We start from the raw sequence: 17,382 nt of genomic DNA on the forward strand, positions 1-17,382 counted from the left end.
GGTTGGCCGATATTTTGACGATTTCCCGTTAGCTTAGAGAGTAGGTCAACGGCCACGGGATATGCCCCTCACCCTAGCCCTCTCCCCGTTATGACGGGGAGAGGGGACGTGCCCTGCGAGAGGTTGGCGAGGGACGGAGGGGTTGCGGCATCTTCCCTTCTCCCCGCGGGCGGGGAGAAGGTGGCGGCAGCCGGATGAGGGGCAGCCCTCTTGAGAGGGCGCGCAAAGATGATCACGTTGCCGAGAAGCGTCAGCGCCAGGCCGATCAGGCCGAGACCGCTCCAGTGGTAGCCCTCGAAGACCGTCGACAGCGACAGGGCGACGATCGGGAACAGCACGGTCGCATAGGCAGCCCGTGAGGAGCCGATGCGCGACACCAGCATCAGGTAGGTGGTGAAACCGATCACCGATCCGATCGCCGAGAGATAGAGCAGCGCGGCAAGATAGGTGATGCCTGATGGCGCCACGATCGGCGTCTGCGTCACGGCAATCAGCACGAGGAGGACGATCGTGCCATAGGTCATGCCCCAGGCATTGGCGGTCAGCGGTGAGATGCCGGCCGCGCTGTTGCGGCGCGATGCCATGTTGCCGAGCGAGAAGAACAGCGTGCCGAGCGCTGCGAGCCCGATCCCTTTCAACGTGCCCATATCGAAATCGACGACGACCTCCTCTCCGAACAGCAGGAGAAGGCCGGTGGCGCCGAGCGCCGCGGCGAGCAGCGTGCGGCCGGTAATGCGGTCGCCGAAGAAGAGGCGCGCATTGACGGCATTGTAGATCGTCGCGAGCGAGAAGATCACCGAGATCAGCCCTGAGGGAATCGAGGCGGCGGCATTGTAGAAACAGATGAAATTGAGGCTGAACAGGCAGAGCGCCTGCGCAAGGATGAAGGGTTGATCGCGCAAGGCAGGGAGCTTGAGCCTCCGCATGACGGCCAGGATGGCAACGAGGATCACGGCTGCCAGCGCAAATCGGTAAAAGACCGAGACCAGGACCGGCATCGGACCGACCTGCATCGCTATGGCGATCCAGGTCGTCCCCCATATGAGAACGGTCGCGATGAAAAGAACGGCGTTTGCCATGGAGTAATCCTCGTTTTCTCCACGAATAGGCAAATCGTGAGCAGGTCTCTTGCAGATTCTTGCTATGAAATCGATGTGCCCGGACTTCCCTCTCGCCATATCAGGCGTCTCTTCGTATTGTTCTGAAGGCGTGGCCAGCTGTGGGAAAGAATTGGTGAAAGATAGCCGCCTCTCGGTATTCAGGTTTTTGTCCGCCTCTCCCAAGGCGCGGATGTCACAGTCGATCGATCTCGGTTTCGGGCGATCGGCTGCCATCTGGAGCAATGCGCATGACCGGATGCGCTACGAGCGGCCGGACGGTCATACGTTCAGTCTTTATTTGAGCGGCGGCGCCGGAACGCGTCGGCTGGATGGCGGCCCCGACGCGCGCGGCCGTCCTGGTGTGCTGTGCATCATGCCGCAGGGGCACTCGTCCGAATGGGAGATCACCGACTTCTTCGAATTCGTCCATCTGTATGTTCCCGACGATCAGATGCGCCGGATGTTTGCCGAGACCTTTGACCGCGATGCGCGGTTCATGGCTCTTGCCGAAGTGACCTTCGCCGATGCGCCCGCCTTGGCGCGGAGGCTTCGGCAGATGACGGAAGCGATGTTGGCGGGCGGCCATCTGCTGGCCGAAGAAGCGATGACGCAGGCGATCCACGACCTCTTCGTCGATCCGCGCTATGGAGGCATGCGTGCCCGCGCGATCAGCGGCGGGCTCGCGCCGCATGTGCGGCGCCGAACTCTGGATTATATCGAGGCCCATCTCGGCGAGACGATCCGCTTGCAGGATCTGGCTGATATCGGCCAGCTCAGCGCCTTTCATTTTCAGCGGATGTTCCGGGCAAGCTTTGGCGTGTCGCCGCATGGCTGGGTGGCGCACCGTCGTGTCGAGCGCGCCAAATCGATGTTATCGGGCATGGAGCCGATCGCGCAGATCGCTTCGGCCTGCGGCTTCAGCAGCCAGAGCCACCTGACGCGGGCCTTCAAGCTGGGCACTGGCGTCACACCCTCTGCCTACCGGCAGCGGCAGTGAAGGCCGGCGCTAAAGCGTGTCGCGATCTTTCAGATTCGCTTGTCACGCTTTAGGTCTTTGCTTTTACGCATGTCTTTATCGCAAAACCGCTGCACACTTTTGCGAGACATGCCTTACGACTGTTGCAGCCCGTAAAGCAGCGGCATCAGCCCTGCGAGCGCCTTGAAGCGCTCCCAGGATTTGGCCGGCGGCTTCGTCCAGCCGGTTTCGGCAAGCCCCGAGATACGCGGGAAGACGAGGCGGTCGAAGACGGCGCGGTCGGTCATCGGTTCCGACCATATGCAGGCCTGGATGCCGAGCAGCTGCTGTTTCTGCGCCGCCGTCCAGCCGCCCACCGGATCGAACTTATAGAGCTTTTCCGCGTCCGAATTCCCCGCCCAGCTGGCGCCCGGCTCGTCCCAATCGGGCCTCAGCGCCATGTCGAGGTAGTAGACCTGGCCGGGGCAGACGACCATCTGATAGCCGCGTTCGGCGAGTTCGGCCGAGACCTCGACATTGCGCCAGCTGCAGAGATAGCTCTTCTCCTTGTCGATGACATCGCCGTGTGCCGCTTCTTCCCAGCCGCCGGTGATGCAGCCCTTGCTTGCCAGGAAACGCTGCACGCGCTCCAGGAACTCCGCCTGCAGGATCGCTGCGCCCGAACCGTGAATATCGTCGGCGCCATGGGTATTGGTCACGACATTCAGTCGCTTGGCATGCGCATCGGCGACCGCGTCGCCGGCGACGGCGCGCAGGCGATCGAGTGCTGCCGGCGAACCGGACCACGCCCCGAGCGGCACCTCGTCGGCGCCGAGATGGATGACCTTGAACGGGAAGAGCTCGATCAGTTCGGAAAGGATGGTCTCGACGATCTCGTAGGTCTGCTCGCGGGCCGGATTGATGCAATTGTCGGGAAAGCCCTGGACCGAGTAGTAGCTGCCTTTCTCGGCCGGATCGCGCAGCTCCGGGATCGCCTGCTGCATGGCGTAGCAATGGCCGGGCATATCGATCTCGGGCACGATCTCGATGCCGAAGCTCTTCGCATGGGCGACGATCTCTCGGATGACGGATTTGGTGTAGTAGCCGCCGGTTCGGGCCGGGCTCGACCCCAGCAGCGGCGGCACGGCAAGACCGTGGCCGCGCCAGGCGCCGATCTCGGTCAGGGCGGGATAGGCGTCGATCTCGACGCGCCAGGCCTCGTCGTCGGAAAGGTGCCAGTGGAAGCGGTTGAGCTTGTTCCAGGCAAGCACCGCCAGCAGCTTCTTGACCTCGGCGGCGCCGTAAAACTGGCGGGCGACATCGAGATGCAGGCCGCGCCAGCCCATCGCCGGCTCGTCGACGATCTCGCCGGCTCCAGGAAACTGGAAGACGCCGGGATGCAGCCTGGCGCCGCGCCAGATTTGGCCGAGTGTCACCAGACCATAGAGGAAGCCGGTGCGGCTGCTCGCCTCGACCGTCAGGGTCTCGTCGTCGAAGCTCAGCCGATAGGCTTCGGGGCCGAAGCCGGCGGCATCCTTCAGCATGACCGGGACCGCGCCTTCCGCCGCGCTTCGGACAATGCCCTCGACGGCGAAGAGATGGTCGACCAGCGTCGTGAAGCTTTGCGCCGCCGCCTCCCCTTCGCCGCTCTGCGCCAGCGGGGCAAAGCCGGCCGGCAGCGGCCGGCGCGAGGCGACCGCGACGTGGTTCGGCCAGGGGATGACCGAAATCTGAACGGGCGCGTTGGCGGGAACGGGATAGATCTCGGCGCCGCGCTTCAGCGCTGCATTGCTGACCGATGAGCGCGTCGGCTCGACACCCAGCACGATGGTGCTGCCATCCGAAAGCGCCAGATAGGCGCTAGTCGCGCCGTCCGTCCAGTGTCGGAACTGCCAGCTCAGCGCATAGACGGAGATCGTCCAGGTCTCGCCGGCGCCGAGCACGAAACCGGCCGGCGGCTGGAATTCGGTGAAATTCGAAAGCCGTTGCGAAACGGTCGCGCCTTCGACGCGCCCGGCGGGATCGACACGGCCCGGGCCGCTGACGCAGAGGGAAAAACTCGAAAGCGGTTCGCTGCCGAGGTTCTTGAGGCGCAGGACGTAGGAAAATTCCTTGCCGTCGGCAGGCGGGTTCCAGAGGGTTTCAAGCCGCAGGGTATTCGGTCGCGGTGTCGACATCATCACTCTTCCTTGAGGGGAAAACCAGGTTTTCGAGCGTTCCGGCACAGCGCCGGGATCGGCATGGCGTTGAAGTCAATCAAATTGATTTAATATTGATAGTCGGTTTTTCGCCGGGGCGTCAATCGCCGATGCGGAATTTCTGCGGCCGACCCCAGGGCCAATGCCGGCCGCCGATCGCGGATAATCCTTTTGGCCGAGGTGCATTTCGGGAAAAAATTTCGGCTGGCCGCCGTGCGTTAACCATTAAGGTACCTTTAAGTACAATAATTGATCCAACGATGGCGAATTGATCGCCCCATACGGGTCGATAAGCATGAGGCTGCTCGCCACGGCCCGGATGTTCCCGGGATGCAACCCATCCAACTTCCGAACCAGGCGAATTTCCAATGACGAGCATCAATACGAACAATTCCGCGATGGCTGCCCTCCAGACGCTGCGCAGCATCAACTCTAACCTCGAATCGACCCAGAACAGCGTTTCGACCGGTTATCGCGTCGACACCGCATCCGACAATGCTGCCTACTGGTCCATCGCCACCACGATGCGCTCCGATAACAAGGCCCTTTCGGCCGTCTCCGACGCGCTTGGCCTCGGTGCGGCAAAGGTCGATACCGCTTACACGGCAATGGAAAGCGCCATCGACGTCGTCGACGAGATCAAAGCCAAGCTGGTGGCGGCGACCGAAGACGGTGTCGACAAATCAAAGGTCCAGGAAGAAATCAGCCAGCTGCAGGAGCAGCTGATGAGCATTGCCCAGTCGGCATCCTTCTCGGGCGAGAACTGGGTCGCCGGCGAGAGCGGCACGAAAAGCGTTGTCTCGTCCTTCGTTCGCGACGGCTCCGGCGCCGTGTCCGTCAAGATGACGGAATATGCATTGGACACCAGCTCCGCCGGCAATGTGCTGTTCGGCATGAGCAGCGGGTCGATCGAAACCTCCTCGGGTATTCTCGGAACGGCGGATGCAAACGGCGATTCCGTCTACTCGCTCGACATTACCGACTTTACCACCGGTCAGATCCAGTCGGCGCTGTCGACCATCGAATCGGCGCTGTCGGCGATGACCTCGGCCGGTGCGCAATTGGGTTCGATCTCGACGCGCATCGAACTGCAGGAAGACTTCGTCAGTGCGCTTTCGGATTCGATCGACTCCGGCGTCGGCCGCCTGGTCGATGCCGACATGGAGGAGGAATCGAGCAAGCTGTCGGCCTTGCAGACACAGCAGCAGCTGGCGATCCAGTCGCTGTCGATTGCGAATTCGTCGTCCCAGAACATCATGTCGCTGTTCCGCGGCTAATCCTGGTCGATGCAAAGGGGGCCCGGCGCATAGAACGCCCGGACCACATTCGCTGATCGAACCCCGAGCCTGGCCTTCCGGCCAGGCTCGGTCGCATTTCGGCATGGAGCCGCCATTTCACGATCCCTTGTCGATCTGCCGATCACCGGTAAGATTTCTCTCACTCTTTTTGCGCCATCCTCTGATTCCCCTCTGGCACTCATCGACGAGATCTCCATGGCCCCCAACCGGACGCGCAGCTTGCAAATGCCACGACGCGAAGAGCTTGGCCTCTTTGCGATCAGCAACGGTTCCGGGCTGTCGATATCGGCGCTGCCGAACGGGACGCTGTTTGCCATCGACTATGCCGACGAGAAGGGGGCGGTGCAGATCAACCAGATCCAGGGCTCGCCGCTGTCAGGCGGCATTGGCCGCCTTTACCTGCGCGTCGGCGGTGCCCGCCCCGATGTCGTCGAGATCGTCGGCCCCCGTGCCGATGGCAGTTTCGCCTATGATGCGACGAGCTTCTCCTGGAGCGGCAAGACAGGCGATATTGCCTACGACGTCCGCCTCGCGCTTCACCCCTCCGAAACGGCATGGTTCTGGCGCGCCTCGATCCGGCATCTGAAAGAGGGAACTCTGCCGGCGGATGTGGTGCTGATCCAGGATGTCGGCCTCGGCGATCGCGGCTTTCTGATGAACAGCGAGTCCTATGCCTCGCAATATGTCGATCATCACATTGCTGATCACCCGGCCATTGGCTTCGTGGTGATGAACCGGCAAAATCTCAAACAATCCGGCGGCCGCAATCCGTGGCTGGCGCAAGGCTGCCTCGACGGGGCTGTCGCCTATGCCACCGATGCGATCCAGCTCGTGCAGGCAAAAGATCGGCTCGAGGACCTGCTGGTCGGCCCTTTCGGCACCCGGCTGCCCAGCGAACGGCGGCAGCAGGAGACCGCCTGCCCCGCCGTTCAATCGAGATCGCTGTCGGTCACACCGGATGGCGCGACGGCGAGTTTCTTTGCCCTGTTCGCCGCCGATCATCCCGATGCATCGAGCGACGCCGACCTTTCGCGGCTCGACGGCATCGCGCTGCCGGACGAGACGGCCGCTCATCTGGAGGCGGCGGCACCGGTTCGCAGCCTGCTCCAGGACGCTCCCTTGCTGGAAGTCGAGACACTCGACAAAAAGGCCATCACCCGGCTCTATCCCGAGCGAAGCCTGGAAGAGCGCGGCCACGGAAAACTGCTTTCGTTTTTCGTGCCGGACGGTGCTCTTAACCGCCATGTCGTGCTGCGGGACAAGGAACTTGTCATCGCGCGCCGCCACGGCGCGATCGTCCGAAGCGGCCAGAACATACTGCTTGACGATGCCACGCTCGCCGCCACCTGCTGGATGCAGGGGATATTCGCCGCGCAGCTGACGATCGGCAACACGTCCTTCCACAAGCTCTTTTCAGTCTCGCGTGATCCCTACAATCTGACGCGCGCCAGCGGACTGCGCATCATGGCCGATCTCGGCGCCGGCTGGCAGCTTCTGGCGGTGCCGTCGGCCTTCGAGATGGGTTTGAGCGACTGCCGCTGGATCTATCAATGCCCGGAGCAGACGATCATCGTGACGGCCGTCGCCTCCGGCGAGGATGCGGCGATGCAATGGAGCCTCTCCGTCGAGGGCAAGCCGTGCCGTTTCCTGGTCTTCGGTCATGTTGTGCTCGGCGAGCGCGAATATGACGCGGGCGGGCAGATTGATTTCGATCCCGCGCGCAAACGCATCTCCTTCCGGCCCGACCCGGCCTGGCTCTGGGGCGAGCGTTACCCCGATGCCGTCTATTGGCTGGTAAGTTCGACGCCCGACGCCATCGAGGAGATCGGCGGCGACGAGCTGCTCTATGCCGATGGCCTTGCACGCAACGGCGCTTTCGTGGCGCTACGCTCCCGGCCGACGCAGGCCCTCTCCTTCGCCGTCGTCGGCTCGATGACCGATGCTGAAGACGCCGAGCGGCTGGCGCAGCGTTATGAGGCCGGGATCAGCGAGGAAGCCATGCTCGCGCCGGCATCGACATTCTGGCGCAAGGCCGTGCGCGGCATGCGGATCGACAGCGCGTCGCCCGATCTTGCCGCCCAGGCGACCCTCCTGCCCTGGCTGGCGCATGACGCCATCGTGCATCTGAGCGTGCCGCATGGGCTGGAGCAATATACGGGTGCGGCCTGGGGCACGCGCGACGCCTGCCAGGGGCCGATCGAATTCCTGCTCGCCTATGAGCATGACCGCGAAGCCAGGCAAGTGCTGAAAACCGTCTTCAGCGAACAGTACCTTGAAAAAGGCGACTGGCCGCAATGGTTCATGCTGGAGCCCTACGCCAACATCCGGGCGGGCGACTGTCACGGCGACATCATCGTCTGGCCGTTGAAGGCGCTCTGCGACTATATCGAAGCGACCGGCGATCTCGCCATTCTCGATGAGAAGGTGTCCTGGCGCGATGAAAAGACCATGCAGAAGGCGCCGGAAGCCGACACCATCGCCGTCCATGTCGAAAAGCTGCTCGATACCGTCCGCGAACGCTTCATCCCCGGAACCCATCTGATCCGTTATGGCGAGGGCGATTGGAACGATTCGCTGCAGCCGGCCGATCCGCATCTGCGCGACTGGATGGTCAGCAGCTGGACCGTCGCCCTGCTCTACGAGCAGATCGTCCGCTATTCCGCGATCCGCCGCCGCCTCGGTCACAAGGGCAAGGCCAAGGCGCTGAGCAAGATCGCAACGGCGATGCGCCGGGATTTCAATCGCCATCTCGTGCGGGACGGCGTCGTTGCCGGCTACGGCATCTTCGATCCCGCCCATGACAGCGTCGAATTGCTGCTGCATCCGAGCGACACGCGCACCGGCCTCTCCTTCTCGCTGATCGCGATGACGCAGGCGATGCTCGGCAAGCTGTTCACGCCGGCACAGAGGCGCCATCACATGCAGCTGATCGAGGAGCATCTGCTTTTCCCCGACGGCGTGCGGCTGATGGAAAAGCCCGCGACCTACGCCGGCGGGCCTGAAACGCTGTTCCGCCGGGCCGAATCTTCCTCTTTCTTCGGCCGCGAGATCGGGCTGATGTATGTGCATGCGCATCTGCGTTATTGCGAAACGCTTGCCCTGGACGCTGCGGCCGACGCGCTCTGGGAGGCGATCGCCGTCGTCAATCCGATCGCCGTCACGAAGGCCTTGCCGCAAGCATCGCTGCGCCAGCGCAATACCTATTTCAGCAGCAGCGACGCGGCCTTCCCTGACCGCTATCAGGCGGCGGATGATTGGGCGCGCGTCAAGGCCGGCAAGATCGCCGTCGACGGCGGATGGCGCATCTATTCGAGCGGGCCGGGCCTCTACACCAGGAGCTTCGTCGAAAATATCCTCGGTTTCAAACGGCGCTTCGGCCGGCGCCGGCGCAAACCGCTTCTGCCGGCGGCGCACGCCACCCTCGATCTGAGGACGGATCATGCCGCCTGGCGGCGGTTGATGAAGCCGAAGCCGCAGATGTGAATTCAGGATAAGTTGGTCGCGTCGCGCAGCTCTTCGAAGCGCGCCGCACTCTTCGACAAGTGGCTGCGGATCGCGCGGCGCGCGGCCGCTTCGTTGCCGTCGCGGATCGCCGCGAAGATGGCGTGGTGTTCCCGGCGCATGCGGGCGGCGTGGCGCTTGCGCTCGAAAGCCGTCATCTTGTCGAGGCGCGCCCATTGGCGCGGCACCATAATATCGCCGAACGTGTCGAAGAGGCGGCTGTAGTAGGAATTCTGCGTCGCGACCAGGATCGACCGGTGGAAGGCGTAATCCTCCTGCGCGCCGTATCCGCCCTTTTCCAGCGCCTTGTCGAGGGCATCGAGGCGGTCCTGCATGCGTTCGACGTCCTCCGGCGTGCGCCGTAGCGCGGCAAGACCGGCGGCTTCATATTCGACCCCCATGCGCAGTTCCAGCACCCGCAGAACCTCGTCGATCGACTGCAGGTCGTTGGGGATGATCGAGAAGGATCGCGGGTTGGGATCGTTCGAAACGAAAGCGCCGAGGCCCTGATGCGTGGTGATCAGGCCTTTGGCGCGCAGCGTGGCGAGCGCCTCGCGCACGATTGTCCGGCTGACGCCGGTCGCCGCCATGATCGCCTGTTCGGTCGGCAGGCGCTGGCCTGGTTTCAGGTCGCCGGATTCGATCTGCGCCATCAGCGTATCGGCAAGGCCGCTGCGCAGGTTCGGCTGGCGAATGGTCGTGAAGAGCGCGTTGTCCTTGTCCGTCATCCTGGCTCGATCCTGCCGTCGATCATTTGCTTTTGCTAACGCATGGCGGCTGGAAAGGCAAAAGGACGTGCGCCACAGCAGCACCCGGTCACTGGGTGGCGCGGATCACCGCGCCAGCCAGCCGCCATCGACGGGCAGCACCGTCCCATGCACATAGTCGGATGCCGACGATGCCAGGAAGACGGCCGCACCGCCGAGTTCATCGGGCTTCCCCCAGCGCCCGGCCGGAATGCGGGCGAGGATGGCGGCATTGCGATCCGGATCCTCGCGCAGCGCCGTCGTATTGTTGGTGACGAAGTAACCCGGCGCGATGGCGTTGACGTTGACGCCCTTGCCGGCCCATTCGCAGGCAAGCAGCTTGGTCAGGCCGGCAAGGCCGCTTTTCGAGGCGGTATAGGAGGGGATGCGGATGCCGCCCTGGAAGGACAGCAGCGAGGCGATGTTGATGATCTTGCCCCTGCCCTTGTCGATCATGTGGCGGCCGGCCGCCTGCGACAGGAAGAAGGCCGTCTTCAGGTTGACGTCGATCACCGCGTCCCAGTCTTCTTCGGTGAAATCGAGCGCATCGGCGCGGCGGATGATGCCGGCATTGTTGACGAGGATGTCGAGGCCGCCGAAGGTCTGGATGGCTTCAGTGACGACCCCCTTGACCGGTTCGATCGTGCCGAGATCGGCCTTGATGACGTGGAAGCGGCTGCCCGCTTCCTTCACCAATGCCTCGGTTTCGTCCATCGAGGAGCGCCCGACGGCGACGATCGAGGCGCCGGCCGCGGCGAGCGCCGCCGCGATGGCCTGGCCGATCCCGGTATTGGCGCCGGTGACCACGGCCGTCTTGCCGGAAAGATCGAAGGGATTGGCCACGGCGCTCACCTCAGATCCGCAATGGCGATATGGTCCATGTCGGTGAAGCTCTTATTGTCGCCGGCCATCGCCCAGATGAAGCTGTAGTTCTTGGTGCCGGCGCCGGAATGGATCGACCAGGGCGGCGAGATGACCGCCTGCTCGTTGGCGACGAGCATATGCCGGGTCTGCTGCGGCTCGCCCATGAAGTGGAAGACGCGCTGCTCGGCTTCGAGATCGAAATAGAGATAGGCCTCCATGCGCCGGTCATGCGTATGGGCCGGCATGGTGTTCCAGACGCTGCCCGGCTCGATCATGGTGAAGCCGAGGGTGAGCTGGCAGGACTGGCAAACCTCCGGGTGGATGAACTGGTAGATCGACCGCTTGTTGGCCGTCGCGGCTTCGCCCGGCGTCAGGTGACGGGCCTTTTCGCGGGTGAGCAGCACGGTCGGATGCGTCTGATGGGCCGGCGTCGAGACCAGATAGAACTTGGCCGGGTTGGCGGCATCCGCGCTCTCGAACCGGATGTCCTTGGCGCCCTTGCCGGCATAGAGGCAATCATATTTGGCAAGGTCGTAGCTGGTGCCGTCGACGATGATGCGGCCGGCGCCGCCGATGTTGAGCGCGCCGAGCTCACGCTCGGCAAGGAAGGTTTCCTGTCCGATCGCCGTCGGCGCCGTCAGCGCCAGTCCATCGGCGAGCGGCGTCGCTCCGCCGATGACCATGCGGTCGTAATGCGAATAGGTCAGCCGGATCTCGCCGCCTTCGAAGATGGTTTCCACCAGAAAGTGACGCCGCAGCGTTTCGGTGTCGTAACCGCGCACGGCCTCGGGGTGGGAGGCGTGCCTCACGTCGATCTGCATGTCAATTTTCCTTCAGCTTCATTGTCGTCAGGCGGCACCGCCATTGCGGAAAGCTGGTCATATCAGACGGTTTTCCGCTGCGGTGGTATCCGTCTGGTTACATAGTTGTACGACAAGTTCGGTGTCAACAGCTTTGTCCGCGCTTGGCCGAGCAGAGGCGGGCCACAAGAGCATTCAAGCACAGGTGAGAACAGACAGGAGAAATTGCTTGGCCGGTTCGGTGGCCAAAACGAAAAAGCCTGCCGCGGGAGGAGGTGCGGCAGGCTTTTCGAAAAGAACCGAACGACAGCTGGGAGGAGGAGTGCTGTCGTTCCCGCAGGCGACCCTGGGAGGAGGACGGGCGCCTGCATATCGAAGGGATGCGGGAGGAGATGCATCGCTTCGATGGAAATAATCATACTTATTTTGTGCCCAGTTGATAGGCATTTCTTTGCAATGCAGCCATGCATTATGCGAAATGCTCATGGCTACAGGCACCGCAAAAGCTAAGCGCCCGCTCGGGAGAAGCAGGCGCTGGGCAAGGCTCGAAGTTGGTCGTCTGTCAGGCCGTTATCGGCCGATGGCTGCACGAGCGATAGTGCGGATTTCGCCGCGGCCGATGCCGAGGTCGTCCAGTTCGCGCGTGGTCATACGGCCCAGTTCAGCGACCGTCTGACGGTACTTGCGCCAATTGTTGAAAGAGCGTGCTACGTTCATGATGATCCCCTTTCCGTGGGCTTTCGAAGCCTAGCTGCCAGTCCTTGGCGCTTCGTTCGCTTCGATGAGCCGTATATAATATGGGACCGGCGGTTGTTGCAGCGCCAATGCAACACTGCACCTATGCAACGCCTGCATGGGTTGTCGCGTCAGATGGGGCTCAGGATCTGTAGCGGTCGAAGGCAGTCAGCCGCACCGTCGGCGGATCCGCCTCTCTCCATCTGTAGATTTCCGAGCGCAGATAGGAAAGCTCGTCGCCGAGATCGTCTTCGCCGACTTCGATCCACCAGGACTTCGGACGGCCGTCACTTCCGTCAGACCAGCGATAGCCCCTCGCCTTCAGATGGTCCTTCATTTCGAACGGGCTGTGTTCGGCGAAGATACGAATGCGCGAGCGCTGGCTCGTCCGGTAGAGTTCGGCAAAGGGGCTTTCACCCTCACCTTGCTGTCGGTCGAGGATTTCCAGGAGCGCGTGGCAATCGTCCACCGCGCGATGGCCCTCATGGAAATAACCAGCCTGGCCGACGAGGTAACCGAGCTTGGTGCCCTCGAAGCCGCGCGCGCTCCAGTCGATTTCAGACACCGAACATGCCCAGGCCTTGCCGGTGAAGAGCGGCGAGAAGGCCTCGCAGAACGGCCGGTCGAAACCGGCATTGTGGGCGATGATCAGATCGGCGGGTTCGATCAGATCGCTGAGCGACCTGATGTCGATCACTTGTCCTTCGACCATCGCATCAGTGATCCCCGTCAGCCGGGTGACCTCGGGCGGGATCGGCCGCGACGGCTGCTGCAGGCCGCCATAGATGCCGACGATATCGCCGACGGTGCCGTCGTCGTCGAAGGTAAAGGCGACGGCGCCGATCTCGATGATCTCGTCGCTGCGATGGTTGAGGCCCGTCGTCTCCGTGTCGAGAACGACGCCGAGCCGCGAAAATTCCGGCCGCCTGACCGAGGCAATCGGCCGGGCGGTCAGTTTCCTGAGGATGCGATAGTTGCCGCTCTCTTCAAGTGCGCGCGCCATGTCTTCATCGGAACGGGCGGCCGGCTGCGACGGTGGCCGGCGCGACGGAGCGCGCGCCTTGGTGACCACCGGCGACGGCCTGGAAAACATGTCGAGTTGCGAATCTCTCTGCACGCTCATCGGACCTGTATGTCACGTGGACGCGGTTTAATCCATCGCGCGGGGCGCTATCCCCAGCCCTTGTCTTTTATCGGGATGAAAGTTTAGCTGAGCGCGAGGATCCAAAGGAGAAGACATGTCCGGTGACAATGGCAAAGGCGCCGACGTAGACGTCGTCATCATCGGCGGTGGCGCTGCCGGCATTGCCGCCGCTCGGCGCTTGCAGGCCATCCGTCTGGATCTTTCGATTCTCCTGCTGGAAGCCGGCGACCGCCTCGGCGGCAGGGCCTGGACGGTCCGGCTGCCGGGAGCAGCCGACGTCGCGCTCGATCTCGGCTGCGGCTGGCTGCACGGGGCGCGGACCAATGCCTGGACTGATATTGCCGAGGAGGTCGGCTTGACGGTCGACCGCACACCGGCGCCCTGGAGCGGCGGACGGCGGCTGCAGCAGAACGACGCGGAGACCCAGGCCGCGCAGGAGGCGATCGGCGCCTTTTTCGAACGGCTCGACAGCCATGAAGGCGATGATGCCGATCTGGCGGCTGTGCTCGAGCCCGGAAATGAATGGAACGGCCAGATCCGGGCAATCGGCACTTACATCACCGGCGCCGAACTGGAACGGTCTTCGGTCGTCGACTACAACCGATATGACCCAGGCCCTGGTCCCGACTGGCGGGTGCGCCAGGGCTACGGAACCTTGATCTCGGTCTATGGCAGGCCGGTTCCGGCAAGGCTCGGCGTCGAGGTCAGCCGTATCGATCATCGCCATGCCGGCCGGATTGGCATCGAGACGAACCAAGGGGTGCTGAGCGCCCGTGCCGTGCTGGTGACCGTTTCGACAAATATGCTTGCGGCCGAAAAGATCGCCTTCGACCCGCCCTTGCCTGAAAAAACGCAGGCCGCCGCCCGTTTGCCGCTCGGCCTCGCCGACAAGCTCTTCCTCGGACTTGCGCATCCGGAGGCGCTGCCGCCTGACACCCATATGCTCGGCTCCATCAGCCGCGGTGCAACCGGCACCTATCAGCTCCGGCCACTCGGCGCTCCTGTTGTCGAAGCCTATTTTGGCGGTGACCTCGCCCACGATCTGGAGCGAGAGGGCGGCGAGGCTGCCTTTTCCTTCGCCGCCGATGAGCTGGCGGGGCAATTCGGCGCTGATATCCGCAAGGAATTGTCGCTGGCGGCTATCTCGGCCTGGGCCGCTGCACCCCATATCGGCGGCTCCTATTCCTATGCCGAGCCCGGCGCCTCCGATCTGCGTGCTGTGCTCGCAGCACCGCATGACGAGCGGATATTTTTTGCCGGCGAAGCCTGTTCGCGCTCGCGTTACTCGACGGCGCACGGCGCCTACGACACCGGTGTCGCCGCAGCCGATCGGATCGCCGCCTCGTTCTCGAGAAAAGCATGACCAATCCCAACTGCGCGGCAGGCGGGAATATGTTTTCCCACTTGTGGCACGGGCGGGATTGGTTATGCTGCGCCTGCCCCTGCGCCAGATGAGCCCAGGGCGCCAGACGTCATCCGGCGGCAGCGGCCGCCTCAAGCTCGATATTGTCATTAGATTGCGGAAGCCCCGGCTTCTACCCCGACGATTTTTTCGCGTCGGCTGCGGGTATCCGCATGAGGAGGAAGAAATGGATTATCGCAAGCTCGGTCCCAGCGGGGCCGTCGTCACCGCCTATTGCCTGGGCACCATGACCTTCGGCGCGGAGGCCGACGAAGCGGCTTCGCACAAGCTGCTCGACGATTATTTCGCCTGGGGCGGTAATTTCATCGATACCGCCGATGTCTACAGCGCCGGCAAGTCGGAAGAGATCATCGGCCGCTGGCTGAAGGCGCGCCCGACCGAGGCCCGCCAGGCGATCGTCGCCACCAAGGGCCGGTTTCCGATGGGCAACGGCCCCAACGATATCGGCTTGTCGCGGCGGCATCTCGGCCAGGCGCTCGACGATTCGCTGCGCCGGCTCGGCCTCGAGCAGATCGACCTCTACCAGATGCATGCCTGGGACGCGTTGACGCCGATCGAAGAGACGTTGCGTTTCCTCGACGATGCGGTTTCGTCAGGCAAGATCGGCTATTACGGCTTTTCCAACTATGTCGGTTGGCATATCGCCAAGGCATCGGAGATCGCCAAGGCGCGGGGGTATACGCGGCCGGTGACGCTGCAGCCGCAATATAATCTGCTGGTGCGCGACATTGAGCTCGAAATCGTCGCGGCCTGCCAGGATGCCGGCATGGGTCTGTTGCCGTGGTCGCCGCTCGGCGGCGGCTGGCTGACCGGCAAATATAAGCGCGACGAGATGCCGACCGGCGCCACCCGCCTCGGCGAAAACCCCAATCGCGGCGGCGAATCCTATGCGCCGCGCAATGCCCAGGAACGCACCTGGGCGATCATCGGCGCTGTGGAGGAGATCGCCCGGGCGCGCGGCGTGAGCATGGCGCAGGTAGCGCTCGCCTGGACGGCGGCGCAGCCAGCCGTCACCTCGGTCATCCTCGGCGCCCGCACGCCGGAACAGCTGGCCGACAATCTCGGGGCCATGAAGCTCGAGCTTTCCAAGGAAGAGATGACCAGGCTCAACGAGGTCAGCGCTCCGCAGCCTCTGGATTACCCCTATGGCAAGGGCGGTATTGCCCAGCGCCACCGCAAGATCGAGGGCGGTCGCTGAGCCTTTCGGCCGGACAGATCGACGCAAAAAGCCGCCATGTTTTTCATGGCGGCTCAACCTACGCTTTTTCGGCATGCCCGGGTTTGACCCACGGCTGTCAGGTTCGTATGGGGCTGTACCGGCGACTGCCCCTCACCCTAGCCCTCTGCCCGTAAACGGGGCGAGGGGACGTGCCACGCGAGAGGCTGGAGAGAGACGGAGATCGCGACTTGTCCCCTTCTCCCGGCGGGCGGGGAGAAGGTGGCGGCAGCCGGATGAGGGGCTGCCCTCAGCGATCTCCTGGCGCCAGATGGCCGTCAATACCAGCGTCGTTACCTTCAAGCCGCCTGTACGGCCGCGTTCAGCGGGATTTCGACGTCGATCTCGAGGGTCGAGACATATTCGTTGCGGTCGATCGTCACCTGCACCTTGTCGTGGTCGAGTTCGACGTGCTTGGCGATGACAGCTAGGATTTCCTCGCGCAGCAGGGTGACCAGGTCCGATCCTGCCGAGGCGCGCTCGTGGGCGAGAAGCACCTGCAGGCGTTCACGGGCGGCGGGCGCGGTTCTTTGTTTGTTGAAGAGACGGAAAATATTCATGCCGCCCTCCGTCCGAAAAGCTTGCCGAAAATATTGCGCTTTTCCTCGGGGATGGCCATCGGCAGGGTCTCGCCGGCAAGCCGGCGGGCGGCATCGAAATAGGCCATGGCGGCCGGGCTGCGGCTTTCGGCCAGTGTGACCGGCGCACCGACGTTGGAGGCACGCAGCACATCCATGCTTTCCGGAACGATGCCGAGCAGCGGGATGGACAGGATTTCCAGCACGTCGTCGACCTTCAGCATGTCGCCGCGCTCGGCGCGGTTGGCGTCGTAGCGGGTGAGCAGCAGGTGCTTTTCCATCCGCTCGCCGCGTTCGGCCTTGGCGGTCTTGGCATCGAGCAAGCCGATGATGCGGTCGGAATCGCGCACCGAGGAAACTTCCGGGTTGGTGACGACGACGGCGACATCGGCATGGCGCATGGCAAGTGTCGCGCCGCGCTCGATACCGGCCGGGCTGTCGCAGATGATCCAGTCGAAATAACGCTTCAGATCGTTGATGACGCGCTCGACGCCCTCGGCCGTCAGATTGTCCTTGTCGCGCGTCTGCGAGGCCGGCAGCAGGAACAGCGTTTCCAGCCGCTTGTCGCGGATCAGCGCCTGGGTGAGCTTGGCGTCGCCCTGGATGACGTTGATGAGGTCGTAGACGACCCGGCGTTCGGCGCCCATCACCAGGTCGAGATTGCGCAAGCCGACGTCGAAGTCGACGACGACGACCTTTTCATTGCGTTGCGCCAGCGCCGCTCCCAATGCGGCCGTCGAGGTCGTCTTTCCGACCCCGCCCTTGCCTGACGTGACGACGATCACTTTCCCCATGTCTCTCTCCTTTGCCGTGCCGCAGTAATT

Annotated in this window: 14 protein-coding genes; 5 read left to right on the forward strand and 9 right to left on the reverse strand. The window is 63.4% G+C overall.

From position 1 onward, the window contains the following. Nucleotides 1-68: 68 nt before the first annotated feature. A complete protein-coding gene (locus tag EFR00_RS08250) occupies nucleotides 69-1,079 on the reverse strand; it encodes a DMT family transporter (RefSeq protein WP_077989584.1) in 1,011 nt (336 codons plus the stop codon). A gap of 154 nt (nucleotides 1,080-1,233) precedes the next feature. On the opposite strand from EFR00_RS08250, the gene EFR00_RS08255 reads away from it, so the two are divergent. Beyond that, the gene (locus EFR00_RS08255; protein ID WP_483475615.1) at nucleotides 1,234-2,097 is read left to right on the forward strand and encodes a helix-turn-helix domain-containing protein; all 864 of its coding nucleotides are present in this window, start codon (nucleotides 1,234-1,236) and stop codon (nucleotides 2,095-2,097) included. 113 nt (nucleotides 2,098-2,210) lie between these two features. Here EFR00_RS08255 and EFR00_RS08260 read toward each other — a convergent pair whose 3' ends face one another. Continuing rightward, on the reverse strand, nucleotides 2,211-4,232 hold the full coding sequence (locus EFR00_RS08260) for a beta-N-acetylhexosaminidase (RefSeq protein ID WP_077989764.1): 2,022 nt from the start codon (nucleotides 4,230-4,232) through the stop codon (nucleotides 2,211-2,213). 389 nt (nucleotides 4,233-4,621) lie between these two features. Here EFR00_RS08260 and EFR00_RS08265 point away from each other — a divergent pair, with 389 nt between their 5' ends. Next, nucleotides 4,622-5,530 carry a flagellin N-terminal helical domain-containing protein gene (locus EFR00_RS08265; RefSeq protein ID WP_077989583.1) on the forward strand — a complete coding sequence of 303 codons (909 nt, stop codon included), beginning with the start codon at nucleotides 4,622-4,624 and terminating at the stop codon, nucleotides 5,528-5,530. Between the two features lie 216 nt (nucleotides 5,531-5,746). Continuing rightward, nucleotides 5,747-9,034: a GH36-type glycosyl hydrolase domain-containing protein gene (locus EFR00_RS08270; RefSeq protein WP_077989582.1), complete on the forward strand. Its 3,288-nt coding sequence runs from the start codon at nucleotides 5,747-5,749 to the stop codon at nucleotides 9,032-9,034. Between the two features lie 2 nt (nucleotides 9,035-9,036). Here EFR00_RS08270 and EFR00_RS08275 read toward each other — a convergent pair whose 3' ends face one another. The 5 genes from EFR00_RS08275 to EFR00_RS08300 all read right to left on the reverse strand — a co-directional run bounded on the left by EFR00_RS08275 (nucleotide 9,037) and on the right by EFR00_RS08300 (nucleotide 13,320). Then, nucleotides 9,037-9,780, reverse strand: coding sequence for a FadR/GntR family transcriptional regulator (locus EFR00_RS08275; RefSeq protein ID WP_077989581.1), 744 nt, complete (start codon nucleotides 9,778-9,780; stop codon nucleotides 9,037-9,039). A 105-nt stretch (nucleotides 9,781-9,885) separates the two neighbouring features. Then, a complete protein-coding gene (gene kduD, locus EFR00_RS08280; protein WP_281040124.1) occupies nucleotides 9,886-10,650 on the reverse strand; it encodes a 2-dehydro-3-deoxy-D-gluconate 5-dehydrogenase KduD in 765 nt (254 codons plus the stop codon). Next, nucleotides 10,647-11,483 carry a 5-dehydro-4-deoxy-D-glucuronate isomerase gene (gene kduI / locus EFR00_RS08285; protein ID WP_077989580.1) on the reverse strand — a complete coding sequence of 279 codons (837 nt, stop codon included), beginning with the start codon at nucleotides 11,481-11,483 and terminating at the stop codon, nucleotides 10,647-10,649. The genes kduD and kduI overlap by 4 nt, the downstream gene beginning before the upstream one ends. Nucleotides 11,484-12,032: 549 nt before the next feature. Continuing rightward, nucleotides 12,033-12,179, reverse strand: coding sequence for a DUF1127 domain-containing protein (locus EFR00_RS08295; protein ID WP_009982429.1), 147 nt, complete (start codon nucleotides 12,177-12,179; stop codon nucleotides 12,033-12,035). Nucleotides 12,180-12,339: 160 nt separating this feature from the next. Further along, nucleotides 12,340-13,320 carry a 3'-5' exonuclease gene (locus EFR00_RS08300; RefSeq protein ID WP_077989578.1) on the reverse strand — a complete coding sequence of 327 codons (981 nt, stop codon included), beginning with the start codon at nucleotides 13,318-13,320 and terminating at the stop codon, nucleotides 12,340-12,342. Nucleotides 13,321-13,435: 115 nt separating this feature from the next. Here EFR00_RS08300 and EFR00_RS08305 point away from each other — a divergent pair, with 115 nt between their 5' ends. Beyond that, a complete protein-coding gene (locus EFR00_RS08305; protein WP_077989577.1) occupies nucleotides 13,436-14,704 on the forward strand; it encodes a flavin monoamine oxidase family protein in 1,269 nt (422 codons plus the stop codon). 226 nt (nucleotides 14,705-14,930) lie between these two features. After that, the gene (locus tag EFR00_RS08310) at nucleotides 14,931-15,962 is read left to right on the forward strand and encodes an aldo/keto reductase (RefSeq protein WP_040141314.1); all 1,032 of its coding nucleotides are present in this window, start codon (nucleotides 14,931-14,933) and stop codon (nucleotides 15,960-15,962) included. A 317-nt stretch (nucleotides 15,963-16,279) separates the two neighbouring features. Here EFR00_RS08310 and minE read toward each other — a convergent pair whose 3' ends face one another. Both minE and minD read right to left on the reverse strand, forming a co-directional pair. After that, nucleotides 16,280-16,540, reverse strand: a complete 261-nt coding sequence (gene minE, locus EFR00_RS08315; RefSeq protein WP_004674690.1) for a cell division topological specificity factor MinE — start codon at nucleotides 16,538-16,540, stop codon at nucleotides 16,280-16,282. Next, entirely contained in the window at nucleotides 16,537-17,352 is an 816-nt protein-coding gene (gene minD / locus EFR00_RS08320; RefSeq protein ID WP_016736745.1) for a septum site-determining protein MinD, read from the reverse strand. The genes minE and minD overlap by 4 nt, the downstream gene beginning before the upstream one ends. Nucleotides 17,353-17,382 lie beyond the last annotated feature (30 nt).

The sequence above is a fragment of the Rhizobium sophoriradicis genome, assembly GCF_003939025.1.
In the GTDB taxonomy this organism is placed as follows: domain Bacteria; phylum Pseudomonadota; class Alphaproteobacteria; order Rhizobiales; family Rhizobiaceae; genus Rhizobium; species Rhizobium sophoriradicis.

What these genes read in the sequence shown, in the direction of transcription:
- EFR00_RS08250 (WP_077989584.1), bottom strand. Translation starts at nt 1,079, where the DNA reads ATGGCAAACGCCGTTCTTTTCATCGCGACCGTTCTCATATGGGGGACG.
- EFR00_RS08260 (WP_077989764.1), bottom strand. Translation starts at nt 4,232, where the DNA reads ATGTCGACACCGCGACCGAATACCCTGCGGCTTGAAACCCTCTGGAAC.
- EFR00_RS08265 (WP_077989583.1), top strand. Translation starts at nt 4,622, where the DNA reads ATGACGAGCATCAATACGAACAATTCCGCGATGGCTGCCCTCCAGACG.
- EFR00_RS08270 (WP_077989582.1), top strand. Translation starts at nt 5,747, where the DNA reads ATGGCCCCCAACCGGACGCGCAGCTTGCAAATGCCACGACGCGAAGAG.
- EFR00_RS08275 (WP_077989581.1), bottom strand. Translation starts at nt 9,780, where the DNA reads ATGACGGACAAGGACAACGCGCTCTTCACGACCATTCGCCAGCCGAAC.
- kduI (WP_077989580.1), bottom strand. Translation starts at nt 11,483, where the DNA reads ATGCAGATCGACGTGAGGCACGCCTCCCACCCCGAGGCCGTGCGCGGT.
- EFR00_RS08295 (WP_009982429.1), bottom strand. Translation starts at nt 12,179, where the DNA reads ATGAACGTAGCACGCTCTTTCAACAATTGGCGCAAGTACCGTCAGACG.
- EFR00_RS08300 (WP_077989578.1), bottom strand. Translation starts at nt 13,320, where the DNA reads ATGAGCGTGCAGAGAGATTCGCAACTCGACATGTTTTCCAGGCCGTCG.
- EFR00_RS08305 (WP_077989577.1), top strand. Translation starts at nt 13,436, where the DNA reads ATGTCCGGTGACAATGGCAAAGGCGCCGACGTAGACGTCGTCATCATC.
- EFR00_RS08310 (WP_040141314.1), top strand. Translation starts at nt 14,931, where the DNA reads ATGGATTATCGCAAGCTCGGTCCCAGCGGGGCCGTCGTCACCGCCTAT.
- minE (WP_004674690.1), bottom strand. Translation starts at nt 16,540, where the DNA reads ATGAATATTTTCCGTCTCTTCAACAAACAAAGAACCGCGCCCGCCGCC.
- minD (WP_016736745.1), bottom strand. Translation starts at nt 17,352, where the DNA reads ATGGGGAAAGTGATCGTCGTCACGTCAGGCAAGGGCGGGGTCGGAAAG.